The organism is Streptomyces sp. NRRL S-378 (genome assembly GCF_000720645.1).
Classification (GTDB): Bacteria; Actinomycetota; Actinomycetes; order Streptomycetales; family Streptomycetaceae; genus Streptomyces.
Window position 1 is genome coordinate 1 of sequence record NZ_JOBX01000030.1, and the last position, 18,826, is coordinate 18,826.

General features: G+C 73.9%; 15 protein-coding genes. 3 read left to right on the top strand and 12 right to left on the bottom strand.

Annotation, left to right across the window (positions count from 1 at the left end; all coding sequences use genetic code 11):
- The coding region (locus tag IH80_RS0121150; RefSeq protein ID WP_030962487.1) for a TerD family protein at positions 1 to 669 on the bottom strand (669 nt) is incomplete at its 3' end.
- A gap of 162 nt (positions 670 to 831) precedes the next feature.
- Positions 832 to 1,470, bottom strand: a complete 639-nt coding sequence (locus IH80_RS0121155; protein WP_030962488.1) for a M48 family metallopeptidase — start codon at positions 1,468 to 1,470, stop codon at positions 832 to 834.
- Positions 1,471 to 1,592: 122 nt separating this feature from the next.
- Between IH80_RS0121155 and IH80_RS0121160 the strand changes: the two genes are divergently transcribed.
- Positions 1,593 to 2,747, top strand: coding sequence for a TOMM precursor leader peptide-binding protein (locus tag IH80_RS0121160; protein ID WP_030962489.1), 1,155 nt, complete (start codon positions 1,593 to 1,595; stop codon positions 2,745 to 2,747).
- Positions 2,748 to 2,821: 74 nt separating this feature from the next.
- On the top strand, positions 2,822 to 4,150 hold the full coding sequence (locus IH80_RS0121165; protein ID WP_030962491.1) for an ABC1 kinase family protein: 1,329 nt from the start codon (positions 2,822 to 2,824) through the stop codon (positions 4,148 to 4,150).
- 25 nt (positions 4,151 to 4,175) lie between these two features.
- Here IH80_RS0121165 and IH80_RS0121170 read toward each other — a convergent pair whose 3' ends face one another.
- The 5 genes from IH80_RS0121170 to IH80_RS0121185 form a co-directional block, all read right to left on the bottom strand.
- Positions 4,176 to 4,385 carry a hypothetical protein gene (locus tag IH80_RS0121170; protein WP_030962492.1) on the bottom strand — a complete coding sequence of 70 codons (210 nt, stop codon included), beginning with the start codon at positions 4,383 to 4,385 and terminating at the stop codon, positions 4,176 to 4,178.
- Positions 4,386 to 4,481: 96 nt separating this feature from the next.
- Positions 4,482 to 4,811, bottom strand: a complete 330-nt coding sequence (locus IH80_RS0121175; RefSeq protein ID WP_030962493.1) for a hypothetical protein — start codon at positions 4,809 to 4,811, stop codon at positions 4,482 to 4,484.
- On the bottom strand, positions 4,808 to 5,179 hold the full coding sequence (locus IH80_RS0121180) for a WhiB family transcriptional regulator (protein WP_030962495.1): 372 nt from the start codon (positions 5,177 to 5,179) through the stop codon (positions 4,808 to 4,810). Before IH80_RS0121180 ends, IH80_RS0121175 begins: the two co-directional genes overlap by 4 nt.
- A 183-nt stretch (positions 5,180 to 5,362) precedes the next feature.
- Positions 5,363 to 5,689 carry a hypothetical protein gene (locus IH80_RS42535; protein WP_107056870.1) on the bottom strand — a complete coding sequence of 109 codons (327 nt, stop codon included), beginning with the start codon at positions 5,687 to 5,689 and terminating at the stop codon, positions 5,363 to 5,365.
- A 167-nt stretch (positions 5,690 to 5,856) separates the two neighbouring features.
- The gene (locus IH80_RS0121185) at positions 5,857 to 8,019 is read right to left on the bottom strand and encodes an ATP-dependent DNA helicase UvrD2 (protein WP_234432329.1); all 2,163 of its coding nucleotides are present in this window, start codon (positions 8,017 to 8,019) and stop codon (positions 5,857 to 5,859) included.
- A 170-nt stretch (positions 8,020 to 8,189) separates the two neighbouring features.
- Between IH80_RS0121185 and IH80_RS0121190 the strand changes: the two genes are divergently transcribed.
- A complete protein-coding gene (locus tag IH80_RS0121190; protein ID WP_030772737.1) occupies positions 8,190 to 8,450 on the top strand; it encodes a mycoredoxin in 261 nt (86 codons plus the stop codon).
- A gap of 74 nt (positions 8,451 to 8,524) precedes the next feature.
- Here IH80_RS0121190 and nudC read toward each other — a convergent pair whose 3' ends face one another.
- The 5 genes from nudC to IH80_RS39565 all read right to left on the bottom strand — a co-directional run bounded on the left by nudC (position 8,525) and on the right by IH80_RS39565 (position 18,789).
- Positions 8,525 to 9,466, bottom strand: coding sequence for an NAD(+) diphosphatase (gene nudC, locus IH80_RS0121195; RefSeq protein WP_030962498.1), 942 nt, complete (start codon positions 9,464 to 9,466; stop codon positions 8,525 to 8,527).
- Between the two features lie 52 nt (positions 9,467 to 9,518).
- Positions 9,519 to 10,934: a dipeptidase gene (locus IH80_RS0121200; RefSeq protein ID WP_030962499.1), complete on the bottom strand. Its 1,416-nt coding sequence runs from the start codon at positions 10,932 to 10,934 to the stop codon at positions 9,519 to 9,521.
- Between the two features lie 9 nt (positions 10,935 to 10,943).
- A complete protein-coding gene (locus IH80_RS0121205; RefSeq protein WP_030962500.1) occupies positions 10,944 to 14,708 on the bottom strand; it encodes a UvrD-helicase domain-containing protein in 3,765 nt (1,254 codons plus the stop codon).
- Positions 14,709 to 14,826: 118 nt separating this feature from the next.
- On the bottom strand, positions 14,827 to 18,162 hold the full coding sequence (locus IH80_RS0121210) for an ATP-dependent helicase (protein WP_420708822.1): 3,336 nt from the start codon (positions 18,160 to 18,162) through the stop codon (positions 14,827 to 14,829).
- A gap of 246 nt (positions 18,163 to 18,408) precedes the next feature.
- Positions 18,409 to 18,789 carry an MGMT family protein gene (locus IH80_RS39565; RefSeq protein WP_234432330.1) on the bottom strand — a complete coding sequence of 127 codons (381 nt, stop codon included), beginning with the start codon at positions 18,787 to 18,789 and terminating at the stop codon, positions 18,409 to 18,411.
- Positions 18,790 to 18,826 lie beyond the last annotated feature (37 nt).

Sequence of the window (18,826 nt, forward strand, 5' to 3'; positions counted from 1 at the left end):
GGCGGGCGCCGGGGTCTGCGGGGCCGGAGCCGGGGCGGGGGCGCCGAAGGACGGGGCCGGAGCCGGGGCGGCCGCCTGCGGCGGCGGGGCGAAGCCGGGGGCGCCGGCCGCCGGGGCCTGCTGCTGCGGCTGCTCCTGCTCCTCCGCGACCTCGCCGCCGAAGTTCTTCAGCAGGGCTTCCAGCCCGCCGTCGAAGCCCTGGCCGACCGCGGCGAAGCGCCACACGTCCTTCAGGTAGAAGTCGCCGAGCATCACGGCGCGCTCGGTGCTGAACTCCGCACCGGTGAACGCGTACCGGACGACCTCTTCGCCGCCGGCGACGATCCGGATGTAGCCCGGGCCGATCTGCGACATCTGTCCGGCACCGTCGATCGTGGCGGTGAAGGACAGCTTGTGGATGGACGCCGGGACCCGGTCCAGGGTCACCCGGAAGGATTCCGTGTCACCGGACTGCGCGCCCAGCAGCTGAATGGACTCCTCGGGCGACTTCGGCTGATTGAAGAAGACGAAGTAACGGTCGTCCGAGAGCTGCTCGTTGGCGTCCAGGCCGAAACAGCTGATGTCGAAGGTGAGTCCGGGCCCGGCGATCTGGACGCCTACGTACAGATCGGTGCCCGCTGTGAGATCACTGACCTTGGCCTTGTGGCCGCGTTGGAATTCCCTTGCCATGCGTAACGACGTCCCCCATCCCGACTGAGCATTCGTGCCGCTCAGGCTAACGGCATCTGCCGACATCCGGCCAAGCCGGTACCAACCCGGTACACATCACGCTGTGTGACACGGCGGCCGGTCCGGGGCGGTCCGGAAGCCGGGCCGACCGGGCCGCCTGTGTCATTCCTCGCGGGCGGCGGGCACCTTCGGCAGGCGCTCGGCCGCGACGACGCCCTCGAGGTACCCCCGGGCCCGCTCGGTGCGCGGGTACGCCTCCAGCAGCTCCCAGAAACGGGGGCCGTGTCCGGGCACGAGGAGGTGGGCCAGCTCGTGCAGGAGCACGTAGTCGACGACGTACTCGGGCATGCCCTGGAGGCGGTGCGAGAGCCGGATGCTGCCTTCGGCCGGGGTGCAGGAGCCCCAGCGGGTGTTCTGGTTGGTGACCCAGCGGACCGAGCGGGGGCGGGCGCGGCCGTCGAAGTACTGCTCGGACAAACGCTCGGCGCGTTCGGTGAGTTCCGCGTCCCCGAGGGTGCGTTTGCTCTCCTGGGCGGCCAGCTTGTCGAGCATGACGCCCACCCAGCGCCGCTCCTCGGCCTCGGACATCCGGGCAGGGATGAGGACGACCGTACGGTCACCCTCGCGGTAGGCGGATACGGTCCTGCGGCGGCGCGCGCTCCGGCGGACTTCGACGGCGCGCGGCGGTGGGTCGGCGGACACGCCACGACGGTACCCGGTGTCGGCGGCGGAAGTCCCGCTCGTCCGGTGTTCGAACACGGGCGGTTCGCAGCCCGCGCCCGAAGCGGCATTCCTCTTCATCTCATATGCCGAATACCTCCTGCCTGTGGACAAATTCCTGCACGGATTCCGGCGGGGGGGCAGTGTTGCCGGGGAGCGGGAAATGCGGCGCGGGTCCGCACGGATATCGAGGGGGGTCGGACATGTTTCCGAGGGTGAAGCCGGCGCTGGCGCGGGCATGGCGGGATCTGCAGACGGTGCAGTTCGGGGTGACGCCGGCGCACGCGGTGGTGCTCGGGCCCGTGGACACGGCGACGGGCGCGCTCGTCGACCGGATGGACGGGACCCGCGGGATGGAGCTGCTGCGAACGGAGGCCACGCGGATGGGACTGCCGGACGGCCTGGCCGACGCCCTCGTCCGACGGCTGGCGGGGGCCGGGCTGCTCGACGACGCGACGGCGGGCGGCCCGCGGGCGCAGGCCCTGCGCCGGCATCCGCAGACCCTGGAGCGGCTGGGCCCGGACATGGGATCGCTCTCGCTGGTCCACCGGGAGCCCGGTGGGGACCTGCGGGGGGTCGCGGCGCGCCGGGCGATACGGGTCCGGGTGCGCGGGAGCGGGCGGGTGGGCGCCGTGATCGCTACGGTGCTGGCGGGAGCGGGCGTGGGGCGGGTCGAGGTGCTCGACGGTGGCCGGGTGGAGCCGGCCGATGTGGCGCCGGGCGGACTGGACCCGGGGAGCGTGGGCCGGATGCGGGCCGAGGCCGCGGCGGGAGCGGTCCGCTCCGCGGCCCCGGGGTCCGGCCCGCGGGCCGGGGAGGAGGAGGGGCCGGAGCCCGGACTGTCCCTGGTGGTGGTCGCGCCGCGGGACGGGCTGCACGCGTGGGCCCCGGATCCGGACACCGCCGCCGACTGGGTCGCCTCGGGCATTCCGCACCTGTACGCAGGGGTGTTGGAAGGGACGGGTCTGGTGGGGCCGCTGGTGCTGCCGGGGACGACGGCGTGCGCCGGGTGCATGGAGCGCGACCGCGTGGACCGGGACCCCGCCTGGCCGAGGATGCTCGTGCAGTGGCGCTCGTCCCACCGCCGCCGCGGGAGCGCCGCCTGCGACCTGGGGCTGTCCACGGCGGTGGCCGGGCTGGCCGCGGCCCACGCGCTCGCCTTCCTCGACGGGCAGCTGCCGGCCTCCACGGGCTCACGCTGGGAGGCGGCTCTGCCCACCCTGCACTGGCGGCCGGCTCCGGTCCGCCCCCACCCCGACTGCCCCTGCGGGGCGGCTTCGGAGCCCGCGGAACTGCTCGGGGCGGCGGGACGGGCCCCGGGGAGCGGATCGGGCCGCAAGCCGCCGGGAGGGCCGTGACAGGATGCTTCGGGACCGAGGGTTTCAGCCGAACCGCCGCATGCGGCGCAGCTGTCTGGGAAATGGAGGGGCTCATGTCTGATCTTCCCCGGAAGGCGGTCACCCGTACCGTCAAGCTGGCCGCGCTGCCACTCGGCATCGCGGGCCGGGTCACCTGGGGGCTGGGCAAGCGGATCGGCGGCAAGTCCGCGGAGATCGTGGCCCGCGAGCTCCAGCAGCGCACCGCCGAGCAGTTGTTCCGCACCCTCGGCGAACTGAAGGGCGGTGCCATGAAGTTCGGGCAGGCCCTGTCGGTCTTCGAGTCGGCTCTGCCCGAGGAGGTCGCGGGGCCCTACCGGGCGGCGCTGACCAAGCTCCAGGAGGCGGCCCCGCCGCTGCCCGCGGCGACGGTGCACCAGGTGCTGGCGGAGCGTCTGGGGGCCGACTGGCGGGACCTGTTCGAGGAGTTCGAGGACAAGCCGGCCGCGGCGGCCTCGATCGGGCAGGTGCACCGGGCGGTGTGGCACGACGGCCGGCAGGTGGCGGTCAAGGTCCAGTACCCGGGGGCCGGTGAGGCGTTGCTGTCGGACCTGAAGCAACTGGGCCGGTTCGCGGGGCTGCTGGGCCCGCTGGTTCCCGGTATGGAGCTCAAGCCGCTGATCAAGGAGTTGCGCGACCGGGTGTCGGAGGAGCTCGACTACGAGCTGGAGGCCGAGGCCCAGCGGACCCACGCGGACGCCTTCGTGGACGACCCGGACGTGATCGTCCCGGACGTGGTGCACCAGGGCGACCAGGTGCTGGTGACCGAGTGGCTGGACGGGACCCCGCTGTCGGAGGTGATCGCCGACGGCACCGAGGAGGAACGCGACCGCGCCGGGCAGTTGCTGGCCCGGTTCCTCTTCTCCGGTCCCGCACGGACGGGCCTGCTGCACGCGGACCCGCACCCGGGCAACTTCCGGCTGATACCGGGGGCGGACGGCCGGATGCAGCTGGGCGTACTGGACTTCGGCACGGTCGACCGGCTGCCCGGGGGCTGGCCCAGGCCCATCGGCCGGTCCCTGCGGATGACGCTGGACGGCGACGCCGAAGGGGTCTACGGCCACCTGTGCGCCGAGGGGTTCGTGAGGGAGTCCGTCGAGCTGGACCCGGACGCCGTGCTGGACTATCTGAAGCCGATCATCGAGCCCGCCGAGGCCGAGGAGTTCACCTTCACCCGGCCGTGGCTGCGCGGCCAGGCGGCACGGATCGCCGATCCCCGCTCCCCCGCGCACCAGTTGGGCCGGCAGATCAACCTGCCGCCCTCGTACCTGCTGATCCACCGGGTGACGCTGAGCACCATCGGAGTGCTGTGCCAGCTGGGCGCGACGGTGCGGCTGCGCGACGAACTGGACACCTGGCTGCCCGGATTCGCTTCGGCCGAGTGACGGCTCGGGCCGTCACCCCCGGCCGTCACCACCAGGAGGAGTCGAGCCTGCCTTCGATCGCCCGGAGGTTCGCGCGGGCGCATTCGACGCAGAAGTACTCTCTGGTCCCGTTCTCCACCGAACAGGTCCAGGTGGGCGGGGCTCCGCCGGGGGACTGTGTGCCGCAGCGCGCGCAGACGACGACGGGCTGGGCCTCGGATCCCGACGGGTCGGGCTGGGGAGTCGGCTGGTCCACCTCCAGACGGTACCGCCACCGGGGTGGACGGGCCCGCGCAACGCACCGGGGGACCGGTCCGAACGGACCGGTCCCCCGGGAGGCTGCTTCCAGCTCTTAGTGCATGACGGCCATGGCCAGTGCGCGCCGGGCGCGCAGCGAGACGCGCTCGGCTCGCCGCTGCATGCGGCGGGCGGCGACCAGGCGGATGGCGTGACGCTCGGCGTCAGCCTCTCGCATGCGGTCGTTCATATGGGCGCGAGCCAGGGCTTCTGGAATGAGTTGCATTTCGCGGGTCCTGTTCTGACGCGAGGTGATCGCGCCGGCGGTGATGAAGTCTGCGTGGGCGGCGCCGTGCGGCTGCTCGCTCGTGGTGTGGGCGGTCATGAGGGCCTGCTTCAGGGGGTCGTGCGTCAGGGGGCGGTCGATGGTTCCGGTGGCGGTCATGCCGAGACAACCGGGTTCTTGCGCGGACGGCCACGGGGCCGCTTGCGGGCTACGACGACACCCTGGACGAAGAGCTCGCCACCCCAGACACCCCAGGGCTCGCGGCGCTCGACCGCTCCGGCGAGGCAGGCCTCGACCAGCGGGCAGGTCCGGCAGAGGGACTTGGCGTACTCGACGTCGGCCGGGGACTCGGCGAAGAAGACCTCGGGGTCGAAGGTGCGGCAGGGAACCGGGACGCCGAGGTTCTCGATGGCGTCGTCGAGCGCGGTCAGCGCGGTGAGCGGGGTCAAGGTGTGGTCCTCCGGGACTGCGGGCGGGGAGATCGTGTGGGTCTGCGGTACGGACGGGGCGTGCGCTTCGAGTTGCACGGTGGTTTCTTCCTCGTCTTGTTCGGCTAGTCGTTCCGGCCGGTCGGCCGGGTTCGGCTGGTACCTGGTTCTGCCAGTCCCGAGGCCCCTTCTCTGCCGTAGCCCCCGGTCGGGGACAAACAGAAGGGCCGCGGATCCCGGGTGGGGTTCCGCGGCCCTGAAGGCGCCGGCCTGATCATGCGATCAGGCTGGATCACTCCAGGGTTCGAGCCCACGGAAGGCCCACATCAGGTGGTGCTGCTGCTTCGTCTGCTTCTTCAGGGATCCGGCACCGGCCGCGGCGGCAAATCCATAGGCGCCGTGCGCCTGTGCTTCTGCTGCCAGTACTGCCACCGGTGCCTGGGTCGGTCGCTCATTGCGCTCGCTGACCGCAAGGGTCGCGAGAAGGGCGGCGGGACGGCCGGCGGAAATCGCGGACGCACCGGAACCCAGAGCGGAGACGGAACCGAGCAGGCAGGAAGCATCGACCGAGCGATCGGTCATTGCGGTGAAGGTCATGAAGCTGGTCACTGGTCTCGCCTCCTCTCGGCGTCTCGGGGACCCGGCCCGAGGGCCTGTCCCATGCGTATTCGGATAAGTACAGCACGGAACCAGGGCTTCGGAGAAGCCACCGTTTCCGTTGCTAAGAACCTATGGGTCTTCGCTGGGCATGTGCAAACTATTTTTCCGACGATTTTCTACGCGTCGTCAGGATCCTTGCCCCCAGGCTCCTGACCTGCACAGATGGCCAGGACATCGGCTCCGTACCGGTCAAGCTTACGACGGCCCACCCCGGAGATCATCGAGAGCTCCCCGGCCTCGGACGGCGAGGCCTCCGCGATCGCCGTCAAGGTCTTCTCCGTGAAGACGCAGTAGTCGGGCAGGCCCTGCTGCTCCGCCTGTGCGGCACGCCACTCCAGCAGCCGCTCGTACAGACCCGCGTCCATGTCGGACGGACAGTCCTCGCAGCGCATCAGCTTCAGCTCGCCGGCCTCGGTCAGCGTCCTGCCGCAGACCCGGCACAGCGCCGGGCCGCGGCGGCTCCGCGGCCGTGCCACCCGCTCGCCCGCGGGGCCGGGCCGGCCCGGGGCGACGGAGCCCGGCCGCAGGCCGTTCAGGAAGCGGCTGGGGCTTCGGGAGGCCCTTCCCCCGGGGGCGCGGGAGAGCGCCCAGGAGAGGGTCAGGTGCAGCCGGGCCCGGGTGACGCCGACGTAGAGCAGCCGCCGTTCCTCCTCGACCTGGTCGTCGGTCTTGGCGTAGGTGATCGGCAGCATGCCGTCGGTGAGGCCGACGAGGAAGACGGCGTCCCACTCCAGGCCCTTCGCCGCGTGCAGCGAGGCCAGGGTGACGCCCTGGACGGTCGGGGCGTGCTGGGCGACCCTGCGCTCGTCCAGCTCGACCACGAGGTCCGCCAGGGTGGTCCCCGGCCGGCTGCGGGCGAAGTCCTCGGCGAGCCGGACGAGCGCGGCCACCGATTCCCACTGGTCGCGCACGGCGCCGGAGCCGGCGGGCGGCTCGCTGGTCCAGCCGGTGGAGCTGAGCACCGCCCGGACCTGGGAGCCCAGGCCGACGAGGTCCTCGAGCAGCGGGTCGTTCCCGCCGGAACGTGCCGCTCCGCGCAGCGCGAGGATGGCCTTCTGGACCTCCTGGCGCTCGAAGAACCGCTCGGCCCCTCGGAGCTGGTACGGAACCCCGGCGTCGGCGAGGGCCTGCTCGTAGACCTCGGACTGGGCGTTGATGCGGAAGAGCACGGCGATCTCACCGGCGGGGACGCCCGCGGCGATCAGGTCGCGGATCCGGCGGGCGACGCCCTCGGCCTCGGCGGGCTCGTCCGCGTACTCGGCGTAGACCGGGTCGGGGCCGCCCTCGCGCTGGGAGACGAGCTCGAGGCGGTGCTCGGCGGCCCGCCCCTTGGCCTGGCTCAGGAGCCCGTTGGCGAGGTGCACCACCTGGGGCGTGGAGCGGTAGTCGCGGACCAGCTTGACCACACTGGCCTGCGGGTAGCGCGTGCGGAAGTTCAGCAGGTGGTCGGGGGTGGCGCCGGTGAAGGAGTAGATGGTCTGGCTGGCGTCGCCGACGACGCAGAGGCTGTCGCGCTCACCGAGCCACAGGTCGAGCAGCCGCTGCTGGAGCGGGCTGACGTCCTGGTACTCGTCGACGACGAAGTGCTGGTACTGGGCGCGGATCTGCTCGGCGATGTCGTGGCGGTCCTGGAGGATGCCGACCGTCAGGAGCAGCACGTCCTCGAAGTCGATCATTCCGCGGTCGCGCTTGAGGTGCTCGTACGCCCCGTAGATCTGGGCGATCTCGGCCCTGTCCCGCGGGGCCTCGCGGCCCGCCTTGAGGGCGGCCGCCGGATAGTCGGCGGGCACCGTCTGGGTGACCTTGGCCCACTCGATCTCGCCGGTGACGTCGCGCAGCTCCCCGCGGTCGAGACGGATGCGGCAGCGCGCGCCGGCCTCCGCGACGAACTGGATCTTGCGTTCCAGCAGCCGGGGCACCTCCCCGCCGACGGCCCTGGGCCAGAAGTAATGGAGCTGGCGCAGGGCGGCGGAGTGGAAGGTCCGGGCCTGGACCCCTTCCGCGCCGAGCGCGCGCAGGCGGCCGCGCATCTCGCCGGCGGCCCGGTTGGTGAAGGTGACGGCGAGCACGCTGGCCGGCATGAGCTGCCCGGACCGGACGCCGTAGGCGATGCGGTGGGTGATCGCCCGCGTCTTGCCCGTACCGGCGCCGGCCAGCACGCACACCGGTCCGCGCAGGGTCGTCGCGACCTCGCGCTGCTCCGGGTCGAGGCCCAGGAGCACCGCGTCGGCCGAGTCTGCGGCGGCGGAGAAGGAGGAGGAGTGCGTTGCTGCTGTCACTCCAACATGCTGCCAGGTCGTGTGCGCCGGGCGGGACGGCCGTCCACAGGCGGTGCGGATTCGTCATATCGGTCACACCGGCGGTGCGGATGCGCACGTACGGGAATGGCCGTGCGGTCGCGTACGTTCGAGTACTCGGACCACCGAGCCTTCACGAAGGAGAGCGCAGCATGCAGGACACGGGCACCGTCACGATGTACAGCACGACCTGGTGCGGCTACTGCCGTCGGCTGAAGACCCAGCTGGACCGGGAAGGCATCGCGTACAACGAGATCAACATCGAGCTCGACCCGGAGTCCGCGGCGTTCGTCGAGAAGGCCAACGGCGGGAACCAGACGGTGCCCACCGTGCTCGTGAAGTCCGCCGCCGGCAACGAGTCCGTCATGACGAACCCGAGCCTGGCCCAGGTCAAGCAGGCGCTCGCCGTCTGAGCGGGCTCCCCGTCCGCGGAAAGGCCCCCGTCCCTCTCGGGCGGGGGCCTTCCGCGTCCGCGGAGTGACGAACGTTACGCCGCGGCCTTCGGCAGCGGCTCGCCGTACCAGAGCTCGACCAGCCGCGCCGCGATGGAGATGCCCGACGGGGGCAGCACCTCGCCCGACTCGAACGCCGCGCGCAGCTCGTCGCGGGAGAACCAGCGGGCCTCCTGGATCTCCTCGCCGTCCACGGTGATCTCGGAGCTGGTGGCGCGGGCGTTGAAGCCCAGCATCAGGCTGTACGGGAACGGCCACGGCTGGCTGGCCACGTACTCGACCCGCCCGACCCTGACGCCGGCCTCCTCCCACACCTCGCGGACGACGGACTGCTCTATCGACTCGCCCGGCTCCACGAACCCGGCGAGGGTCGAGAAGCGGCCCTCCGGCCAGTGCACCTGGCGGCCCAGCAGCGCACGGTCGTGCTCGTCGGTGACCAGCATGATCACGGCCGGGTCGGTGCGCGGGTAGTGCTCGGCGCCGCAGCCTGGGCAGCGCCGGATGTGGCCGGCGGCCGCGACCACCGTGCGCTCTCCGCAGCGGGAGCAGAAGCGGTGCATCCGCTGCCAGTTCTCCAGCGCCACGGCGTTGACCATCAGCCCGGCGTCGCGGTCGTTCAGCAGCAGCCCGGCCTCGCGCAGCCCGGCCGGGCGGGCCGACTGGTCCATGCGGCCGGGCAGGGCGTCCTTCTGCAGCGCGAAGTACCGTACGCCGTCCTCGTCGGTGCCCAGGAAGTAGCGGTGGGTCTCGGTGACCGGGGCTTCGAAGGCCGGGGTCATGACGATGCCGGTGCCGCCGTCGGGGGTGTCGTCGATCAGGACCTGGCCACCGGAGACGACGAAGACCCGGGTCGTCGGGTGGCTCCAGGCGGCGGCGAGCCAAGCCTCGTCGAGGCGGTGGTGCGCGGCACGGTCGATGCCGCTGGGCGCGGTGAGCGAGAGAGGTCGCTCGGTATGGGTGCTCACTGGTACTTCCATCTCCCCCGGTGGTGGGACAGGCAGGCTCGGTACGACAGGTGTGTGCGCCGGCTCAGGCGGGTGTGCGGGGCGTGCGGTGGGCGGCGGCCAGGTCCCCCCAGAGGTAGGCGGCCGTCTCGACGCCCTTGAGCAGCAGGTCCAGCTCCACCTTCTCGTTCGGCGCGTGCCAGCCGTCGGACGGTACCGAGATGCCGAGGAAGAGGACGGGCGCGTCCAGGACGTCCTGGAGGTCGGCCGCGGGCCCGGAGCCGCCCTCACGGGTGAAGCGGATCTTCTGGCCGAAGGCCCGGCCCATGGACCGTACGACGGACTGCAGGGCCGGGTGGTCCAGCGGGGTCAGGCACGGGCGGGTCGGCGTGCCGAAGGTGATGGAGTGGCGGATCCCGTCCGGGATCCGGGCGGCGACCCAGTCCTTGACGGCGGCCTCGACCTCGTAGGGGTCCTGCCCGGACACCAGCCGGAACGACAGCTTCACGTGGGCGGAGGACGGGACGATGGTCTTCCCGCCGGGGCCCTGGTAGCCGCCGCCGATGCCGTTGACCTCGGCCGTCGGGCGGGCCCAGACGCGCTCCAGGGTGGAGTACCCGGCTTCGCCGGCGGCCGCGTGGGACTTGGCCGTGCGCAGCCACTCGGACTCGTCGAAGGGCAGCTCCGCGATGAGCGCGCGCTCCGCGTCGGTGAGCTCGGCGATGCCGTCGTAGAAGCCGGGGACGGTCACCCGGCCGTCGGCGTCGTGCAGGGCGGCGACCAGGCGGGCGGCGGCGGTGGCCGGGTTGGGCACGGCCCCGCCGAACGCGCCGGAGTGGATGTCCTGGTCGGGACCGTGCAGGTCGATCTCGCAGTCGGCGACGCCGCGCATGCCGGTGCAGACGGTGGGGGTGGTCTCGGACCACATGCCGGTGTCGGAGACGATCACGACGTCGGCGGCGAGTTCGGCGGCGCGGGTCTCGACGAGCTCGCGGAAGTGGGCGGAGCCGGACTCCTCCTCGCCCTCCACGATCAGCTTGAGGTGCACGGCGGGGGCGGCGGCGCCGGTGGCCGCCAGGTGCGCCCGTACGCCCAGGGTGTGGAAGAACACCTGGCCCTTGTCGTCGGCGGCGCCGCGCGCGTACATGCGGCCGTCCTGGACCACCGGCTCGAAGGGGTCGGTGTGCCAGCCGTCGGCAACGGCGGCGGGCTGCACGTCGTGGTGGCCGTACACGAGGACGGTCGGGGCGTCCGGGTCCTCGCTCGGCCAGTGCGCGTAGACGGCGGGGGCGCCGTCGGTCTCCCAGACCTCGGAGACCGGGAACCCGGTCTCCTTGAGCTTCGCCGCGAGCCATTCGGCGCTGCGGCGCACGTCGTCCGCGTGCTCGGGCTGGGCCGAGACGGAGGGGATGCGCAGCCACTCGGCCAGGTCGTCGAGGAACGCGGCGCGGTGGGTGTCGATGTACGTGCGGACGACGCTGTCCGGCTGGGGGTCGCTCATGCCCCGAGCCTAGCCGTCCGCCTGGTGGTCACCGCCGGGGCCCGATTCGCCTTGGAGGATCCGCTCAAGACGGGCCCTTCCGGGGAGGTTGCGGGGGCGGATCACCCGGCCGCTGCGGACGTGCAGGAAGGCTGCGGTGACCCGGTCGAGCGGGGTGTTCGTGGCCTCGGACCAGGCCAGACGGTAGACGGCGAGCTGGAGCGGATCGGCCTCGGTGGTCCGGCCGGTCTTCCAGTCGACGATCTCGTAGCTGTCGACGCCTTCCTCGTCGGTGGTCCGGTAGACGGCGTCGATCCGGCCGCGGATGACGCGGCCGGCGAGGGTGAGCTGGACCGGGGCCTCCATGCGGTGGGGCGGGCGGTCCGCGTACGGGCTGCGCTCGAAGGCGGCCTTGAGGTCCTCGAGGTCGGCCTCGTCGGCGATGTAGTGGCCGGTGCCGAAGCCGGTGTCGGCGCCGGGGAGGTCGGCGACGGGGTCGAGGACGTCGAGGAAGGGGAGCGGGAGCTCGTCGAAGCGGGACTCGACCCAGGCGTGGAAGCGGGTGCCCTGGCGCGCCGCGGGCTGTGGGGGCTTGGGCATGGGGCGGGCGAGGTCGCGTACGAAGCCCTCCTCGTCGGCGGCGAGCCGGAGCAGCTGGCTGGCGGAGAGGGCGGGGGGCAGCGCCACGTCGCGGACGGCCGCGCGGGCACGGCGGAGCTCGCCCTCCAGGGCGTCGAGGTCCCGGTCCCAGGAGGCGATCACCCTGGCGTCCTCGGGCGTGAGCGGGGCACCTCCGGCGAGGTCGGCCGCCCGGAACCGCGGCTCCGCCGAGCGGGGCTCACCCTGCGGGCCGGCCGCGGTGTACGGCGTGCGCACGTCCGGGCGCGGCTCCGCCGCCGCGTCGGCCCCTCGGGCGCCGGGCTGCGCCGACGGGTCGGCCGCCCAGGCCTCGTCGGCCCACGGGTCCTGCGGGGCGGCGTACGTCTCACCCTGCGGGTCCTCGCCGTGGGCGCCGGGCTGCGCCGACGGGTCGGCCGCCCAGGCCTCGTCGGCCCACGGGTCCTGCGGCGGGCCGTAGGGCTCTGCCGGGGCTGCCGCGCGGGCGGCGGGCCGTGAGCCGCGCGGCTGGGGTACGTGGGGGCTCGGGTCGGTGGACCGGTCGGCGTCACCCGAGGGGCCGTCCGGATCGGTGGGCCAGGGGGCGTCCGGGTCCGGGGGCCAGGGCTCGGCGTCGTAGGACGGGTCCTCGCAGTCCGGGGGCCAGAGGTAGGCGTCGTCCTCCTCCGGCGGCGGGGCGGCCAGGTAGGACTCGACCAGGGCGGCCGCCGCGCGGCGCAGGCTGAGGGAGTGCGGGTCGAGCGGTAGCGGCCAGGAGTGGTCGGCCGCGGACTCGCCCGCGAGGGCCGGGTTCTCCGCGGTCGGCTCGGGCTCGTCCGCCCAGGCCTCGATCTCGCCGGAGCCGGCCGCGCAGTACTCGTAGAGGGCCAGCAGGAACTGCGACGGGCCGCGGCGCTTCTTCTGGGTCGGGCCCCACCAGTGTCCCGAGGCCAGCAGCAGGGACCGCGGACGGGTGAAGGTCACATAGCCGAGGCGGAGCTCCTCCACGGACTTGTGGTGCTTGAGGGCGGCCTTGAAGGACTTCAGGCCGGCCGAGGTCCAGGCGGGGTCCGCCGGCAGGGTGGGGGCGTCGCCGCGCAGCGCGTACGGGAGGACCTTCGCGTACGAGGTCCAGGCCTCCGGCGCCTTCTCCTTGGGGAAGGACCCCGCGCACAGGTCTGGGACCACCACCACGTCCCACTCCAGGCCCTTGGACTTGTGGGCGGTGAGGACCTTCACCGTGTTCTCGCCGCCCGGCAGGGCGTGGTCGAGACCCTTCTCGTACTGGGCGGCCGTGCGCAGGAACGCCAGGAAGGCCAGGAGCGTGGCCTCCCCGTCGAGCGCGGCGAAACCGGCCGCGACGTCCATGAAGTTCGACAGGGTCTCGCGCCGGCGGGCCGCCAGGGCGTGCGGGGAGGCGGACAGTTCCACCTCGAGGCCGGTGGTGGCCAGCACCCGGTGGAGGACGTCCATCAGCGGGTCGGCGAGGGACCGGCGCAGGTCGCGGAGCTCCTGCGCGAGGTGCGCGAAGCGGACCCGGGCCTCGGCGGAGAAGGGGAGGTCGTCCGGGGTCTGTCCGCCGCCGTCGAGGAAGGTCTCCAGGGCGTCCGCCAGGGACACGATCTCCGCCGGGTCCACGCCTTCCACGGCCGCCGCCAGCCGTTCGTCGGGATCGGTGCCGGCCGGCGAGCGGCCCACCAGGAGCCGCGCCCGGCGGCCCAGCAGGGCCAGGTCGCGCGCACCGATCCGCCAGCGCGGGCCGATGAGGAGCCGGACGAGGGAGGCGTTGGCGCCCGGGTCCTGGAGGACCTCGCAGACGGCCACGAGGTCGGCCACCTCGGGCAGGTGCAGCAGCCCGGACAGGCCGACGACCTCCACCGGGACGTCCCGGTCCACGAGCACGGCCTGGATCTGTGCGAAGTCCCCGGCGGACCGGCACAGGACGGCGATCTCGCGCGGCTCCGTGCCCGTGCGCACCAGGTGGGCGACGGAGTCGGCGAGCCAGTCGAGCTCCTGGGCGTGGGTCTCCAGCAGGGCGACGCGGACCTGCCCCGCGCCCTCCGCCCCCGGTGCGGGGCGCAGCGCCTCCACGCCCTCGTGCATGTCCCGCAGCGGGGCGGCGAGCCCGTTGGCCAGGTCGAGGAGGCGGCCGCCGCTGCGCCGGTTCTCGCTGAGGGAGAGCCGGGTGGCGGGAGTGCCGTCGGCGTGCGGGAAGTGCGCGGGGAAGTCGTCGAGGTTGGCCACGGAGGCCCCGCGCCAGCCGTAGATCGCCTGGCAGGGGTCGCCGACGGCGGTCACGGCGTGGCCGGTGCCCGCACCGAACAGGCCGGACAGCAGCAGGCGCTGCGCGACCGAGGTGTCCTGGTATTCGTCGAGCAGGACCACCCGGAACTCCTCGCGCAGCAGCGCGCCCACCTCGGGCCGGGTGGTGGCGAGCTGCGCGGAGAGGGCTATCTGGTCGCTGAAGTCGAAGAGGTCGCGGGAGCGCTTGGCGGCCCGGTAGCGGCCGACGAGCTCCAGCAGTTCGAGGCGGCCGCGCACGGCCTCGGGGACCTTGCGCAGGTCCTCGTTGGTGAGCCTGGTGCCGGCGAGGGTGTCCAGGAGCTCGGTGTCGTGGGCGCGCAGGGCGTCCGGGCCCACCAGGTGCTCGGAGAGTTCGGCGTCGAGCGCGAGGAGGTCTCCGACCAGGTCGGGGACGGACTTGGTGAGCGAGGGGTACGGGCCGGGGGCGTCGCGCAGCACCTTCGCGGCGAGCTGGAACCGGGTGGCGTCGGCGAGGAGCCGGGAGCTCGGCTCCAGACCGATGCGCAGGCCGTGGTCCTTGAGGAGCTGGCCGGCGAAGGCGTGGTACGTGGAGATGCGCGGCTCGCCGCCGGCCGCCGCGGCGTCGGCCGGGGAGGGGTCCGGGTCGGTGATGCCGGCCCGGGCCAGGGCGCCCCGTACGCGCTCGGACAGCTCTCCGGCGGCCTTGTTGGTGAAGGTGAGGCCGAGGACCTGCTCGGGCGCGACGGCACCGGTGCCGACGAGCCAGACCACGCGGGCGGCCATGACGGTGGTCTTGCCGGATCCGGCGCCGGCGACGATGACCTGCGGGGCGGCCGGGGCGGTGACGCAGGCCATCTGTTCGGGCGTGAAGGGGATCCCGAGGAGCTCTTTGAGCTGCTCGGGATCGGTCAGTACGGACGCACGCGCGGACACGTAAAAAGGCTAGCCGCCCCCACCGACACCCCCGACCGCCGAGCGCCCGCGGCCCCCGGGCTCAGGGAGCCTCGGGGCTGCTCGGGCGGCGACCTCGGGGCTCAGGCGGCCGCCGGGCTCACTCGACCGTCTGGCGGCCCTCCGGGCGGGCGCTGCACGAGCTGCGGAAGGAGCAGTGGTCGCAGTGGCGGCCCGCGGCGGGCACGAACCGCTCGTCCAGGACCCGGCCCGCGGCGGTCGCGAGCAGGTCGCCGACCCACTCCCCGTCGAGCGGCTCCTGGGCCTGCACCTTGGGCACCGCGTCGCCGCCCTCGCGGATCGCGGCGCCCTGGCGGAGCTGGACGAGCTCCGCGCCGCCGGGGGCGGGGCGCAGTCCGTCGAAGACCTCGTCGACGGCGCCCTCGCGGACGGCGAGCTGGTACACGGCGAGCTGGGGGTGGCGGGCGACCTCGTCCTTGGTGGGCGCGGACTTCCCCGTCTTGAAGTCGACGACGTACGCGCGCCCCTGCGGGTCGGTCTCGACCCGGTCCATGGAGCCGCGGACGCGGACGGCGACGTCGCCGGCTTCGAGCGTGACGTCGAACTCGTGCTCGGTGGCCACGGCCGCCCGGCCCCCGCGGTCGGTGGTGTGCCAGCGCAGGAAGCGTTCGAGGGCGGCGCGGGCGTTGTCCTTCTCCTGGGCCGACTTCCAGGGCGCGTCGAAGGCGAGGGCGTCCCAGACCGAGTCGAGGCGTTCCATGAGGACGGCCAGGTCGGCGGGGGTGCGGCCGGAGGCGACCTCGTCGGCGAGGACGTGGACGACGTTGCCGAAGCCCTGGGCGGCGGTGGAGGGGGCGTCGGCCTTGACCTCACGGCCGAGGAACCACTGCAGGGAGCAGGTGTTGGCGAGCTGGTCCAGGGCGCTGCCGGAGAGGGTGACGGGCCGGTCCCGGTCGCGCAGCGGGACGCTGCTGCGGGTGGGCTCGTACAGGCCCCACCAGCGCTGCGGGTGCGCGGCGGGGACCAGGGGGCGGTCCTCGTCGTCGGTGAGCGCGGCGAGGCGGGCGAGGCGGCGGGCGGCCGCGTCGCGCAGGGCGGGCGAGGCGTCCGGGTCGACGGTGGTGGCGCGCAGCTCGGCGACGAGCGCCGGGACGGCGAGGGGGCGGCGGGGCCGGCCGGTGACGTCCTTCGGGGTGACGCCGAGCTCGGTGAGGAGGCGGGAGGGCTGGTCGCCGTCCTCGGCGGGGGCCTTGACGGCGGTGACGACGAGGCGGTCGCGGGCGCGGGTTGCGGCGACGTAGAAGAGGCGGCGTTCCTCGGCGAGGAGGGCGCCGGGGGTGAGGGGTTCGGCGAGGCCGTCGCGGCCGATGCGGTCGGCCTCGAGGAGGGAGCCGCGGCGGCGGAGGTCGGGCCACAGGCCCTCCTGGACGCCGGCGACGACGACGAGGGACCACTCCAGGCCCTTGGATCGGTGGGCGGTCATCAGCCGGACGGCGTCGGGGCGGGTGGTGCGGGCCGTCAACGTGTCGGCGGCGATGTCCTCCGCCTCCAGCTGTTCGAGGAAGTTGAGCGCGCCGCTGCCGCCGGTACGGTCCTCGGCGCGGGCGGCGGTGTCGAAGAGGGCGCAGACGGCGTCGAGGTCACGGTCGGCGTTGCGGCCGGCCGGCCCGCCGCGGCGGGCCTGGCGTTCCAGGCGGTCGGGCCAGGGCGTGCCGTCCCAGAGGATCCACAGGGCCTCTTCGGCGGTGCCGCCGCCCTGGAGGAGCTCGCGGGCCTTGCGCAGGAGCAGGCCGAGGCGCTGCGCGCCGCGGGCGTATGCCGGGTCGTGGGCGGTGAGGCGCTCGGGCTCGGCGAGGGCGCGGGCGAGCAGGACGTCGGAGGGTGCGGGCACCCTGACGCCTGCGGCGCGCTCCTCGTCGCGCAGGGCGCGGCCGAGCCGCCGCAGGTCGGCGGTGTCCATGCCGCCGAGGGGGGAGGTGAGCAGGGTGAGCGCCGCCTCGACGCCTCCGGCGGGGTCGGCGGACCCTCCGGGCCCGGCCCCGGCTCCCGCAAGCGCACCCGTGTCGACCTCGTCGGGAACCCCACCGGCCCCTTCGGGCCCGCCGGGCAGCCCCGGGTCTGCCTCGTCTGCGGCGGGCTCGGCCGCGGGGGCGTCCGCAGGGCCGGGTTCCTGCGCGGGTTCGGCCGGGGGGGCCAGCGGGTGGGTGGCCGTCAGGCGGAGGGCTGTGAGGAGGGGGGCCACCGCCGGTTCGTGGCGGAGGGGGGTGTCCGTGCCGTCCGTCTCGACCGGGACTCCCGCCGCGATCAGGGCGCGGCGCATCGCCGGCAGGGTGCGGCCGCCGGCGCGGACCAGGACGGCCATGTCCTGCCAGGGCACGCCGTCCTCCAGGTGGGCCCGGCGCAGGATGTCGGCGATGTTGTCCAGCTCGGCCCCGGCCGTCGGGTACGTGAAGACTTCCACCCGGCCGCCCTCCCGCGTGGCCCGCAGGGCGCGGTGGGCGCGGACCGCGTCCGCAGGGAGGCGGGGCAGCGGCATCCGGGTGGTGAGGAGGCGGGTCGCCTCCAGGAGGGCGGCCCGCGAGCGGCGGCCCACCGTCAGGGCCCTGACCTGCGCGCCCGGGAAGGCGGACTCGAAGTCCAGCACGTTGTTGATGTCGGCGCCGCGGAAGGCGTAGATCGACTGGTCCGGGTCGCCGAACGCGACCAGCGTGCCGCCGCGCCCGGTCAGGGCACGCAGCAGCCGCAGCTGCGAGGCGTCCGTGTCCTGGTACTCGTCCACGAAGATCGCGTCGTAGGCCGTCGCCAGCGAGGGCGTGCGCTCCGCGAGGAGGACCGCGCGGTGCAGGAGTTCCGCATAGTCCAGCGTGCCCTGTATGTCCAGGACGTCCAGGTATTCGGAGAGGAAGGCCGCCGCCGCCTTCCAGTCGGGGCGGCCGATGCGCTCCGCGAAGTCGGCGAGGGCCGTCGGGCCCAGACCCAGCTCTCGGGCACGGGCGAGGACCGCCCGGACCTCGTCGGCGAACCCGCGCGTGGTCAGCGCGGCCCGCAGGTCGTCCGGCCAGCGGATCGAGCGGATCCGGCGCTGGCCCTCCAGCAGGGTGCGGACCATCACGTCCTGCTCGGGGCCGGACAGCAGCCGCAGCGGGTCGGCGAAGAGGTCGGTGTCCTGGTGGGCCCGGACCAGGCCGTAACAGAAGGAGTGGAAGGTGGTGGCCTGCGGGGCGCGGGCGCCGCCGAGCCGCAGGGCGGCCCGGTCGCGCAGCTCGACCGCCGCCTTGCGGCTGAAGGTGAGGATCAGGATCCGGGAGGGGTCCCTACCCGCTTCCACCCGGGCGGCGACGGCCTCGACCAGCGTGGTCGTCTTCCCGGTGCCCGGTCCGGCCAGGACCAGCAGTGGTCCGCCCGGGTGGTCAACCACCGCACGCTGCGCTGCGTCCAGCACAGGGGGATCCACCCGTTCCGGCCCGGTGCGCACGAGGCGGTACGCGTAGGAGGTCCGCGTACGCCGCCGTTCGGTGCGGCCGGAGGAAGAGGTGATCACGTGAGGTGCCGGTCCTGGTGGGTCTGCGTGGTGGGGCGGTGCTGCCGTGACGGCTCGCGCGGAAGCCGAAGAGGCAACGCTACGGCAACCGGCGCGCGCCGCGCAGTCCCCCCGGGTACCCCGGACGGGCGTTCGCGCCGTCCTCCGACCGCCCGCCCCGGCGCCGCATGGCCGAAGCTGTCAGGTGTGAGCCTCGTCGCGCCCGCCGTCCGGTCCGCCGGGTCCGCCGTCCTGTCGGAAGGACCCGTCCCAGCGTGCCCGGCGCATGTCCAGGCGCGGCTCGCCGCCGGCCGTCAGGCGCAGCGGCGTCGCCTCCGTCCGGTAGTGCTCCAGGGCCCGCGCCTCGTGCCCGGGCAGCGGCATGCCGTCGGCCCGCACCACGCGCCACCAGGGCACGGCTCCGCCGTACAGGGCCATGACGCGCCCCACCTGGCGCGGCCCTGCCTCGCCGAGCCATTCGGCGACGTCCCCGTATGTCATCACCCGGCCGGGCGGAATACTCTCGACGGCCTCCAGTACGCGCTCCGCGTACGCGGGCAGCTCTTCACTCATTCGGCACATGGTGCAGTACGTCGGCCCCCCGCCGGCGGAAGTCGTG

Coding starts and splice junctions, on each gene's coding strand:
- IH80_RS0121155 (WP_030962488.1), bottom strand. CDS start 1,470: ATGAAGAGGAATGCCGCTTCGGGCGCGGGCTGCGAACCGCCCGTGTTC.
- IH80_RS0121160 (WP_030962489.1), top strand. CDS start 1,593: ATGTTTCCGAGGGTGAAGCCGGCGCTGGCGCGGGCATGGCGGGATCTG.
- IH80_RS0121165 (WP_030962491.1), top strand. CDS start 2,822: ATGTCTGATCTTCCCCGGAAGGCGGTCACCCGTACCGTCAAGCTGGCC.
- IH80_RS0121175 (WP_030962493.1), bottom strand. CDS start 4,811: ATGACCGCCACCGGAACCATCGACCGCCCCCTGACGCACGACCCCCTG.
- IH80_RS0121190 (WP_030772737.1), top strand. CDS start 8,190: ATGCAGGACACGGGCACCGTCACGATGTACAGCACGACCTGGTGCGGC.
- nudC (WP_030962498.1), bottom strand. CDS start 9,466: ATGGAAGTACCAGTGAGCACCCATACCGAGCGACCTCTCTCGCTCACC.
- IH80_RS0121200 (WP_030962499.1), bottom strand. CDS start 10,934: ATGAGCGACCCCCAGCCGGACAGCGTCGTCCGCACGTACATCGACACC.
- IH80_RS39565 (WP_234432330.1), bottom strand. CDS start 18,789: ATGTGCCGAATGAGTGAAGAGCTGCCCGCGTACGCGGAGCGCGTACTG.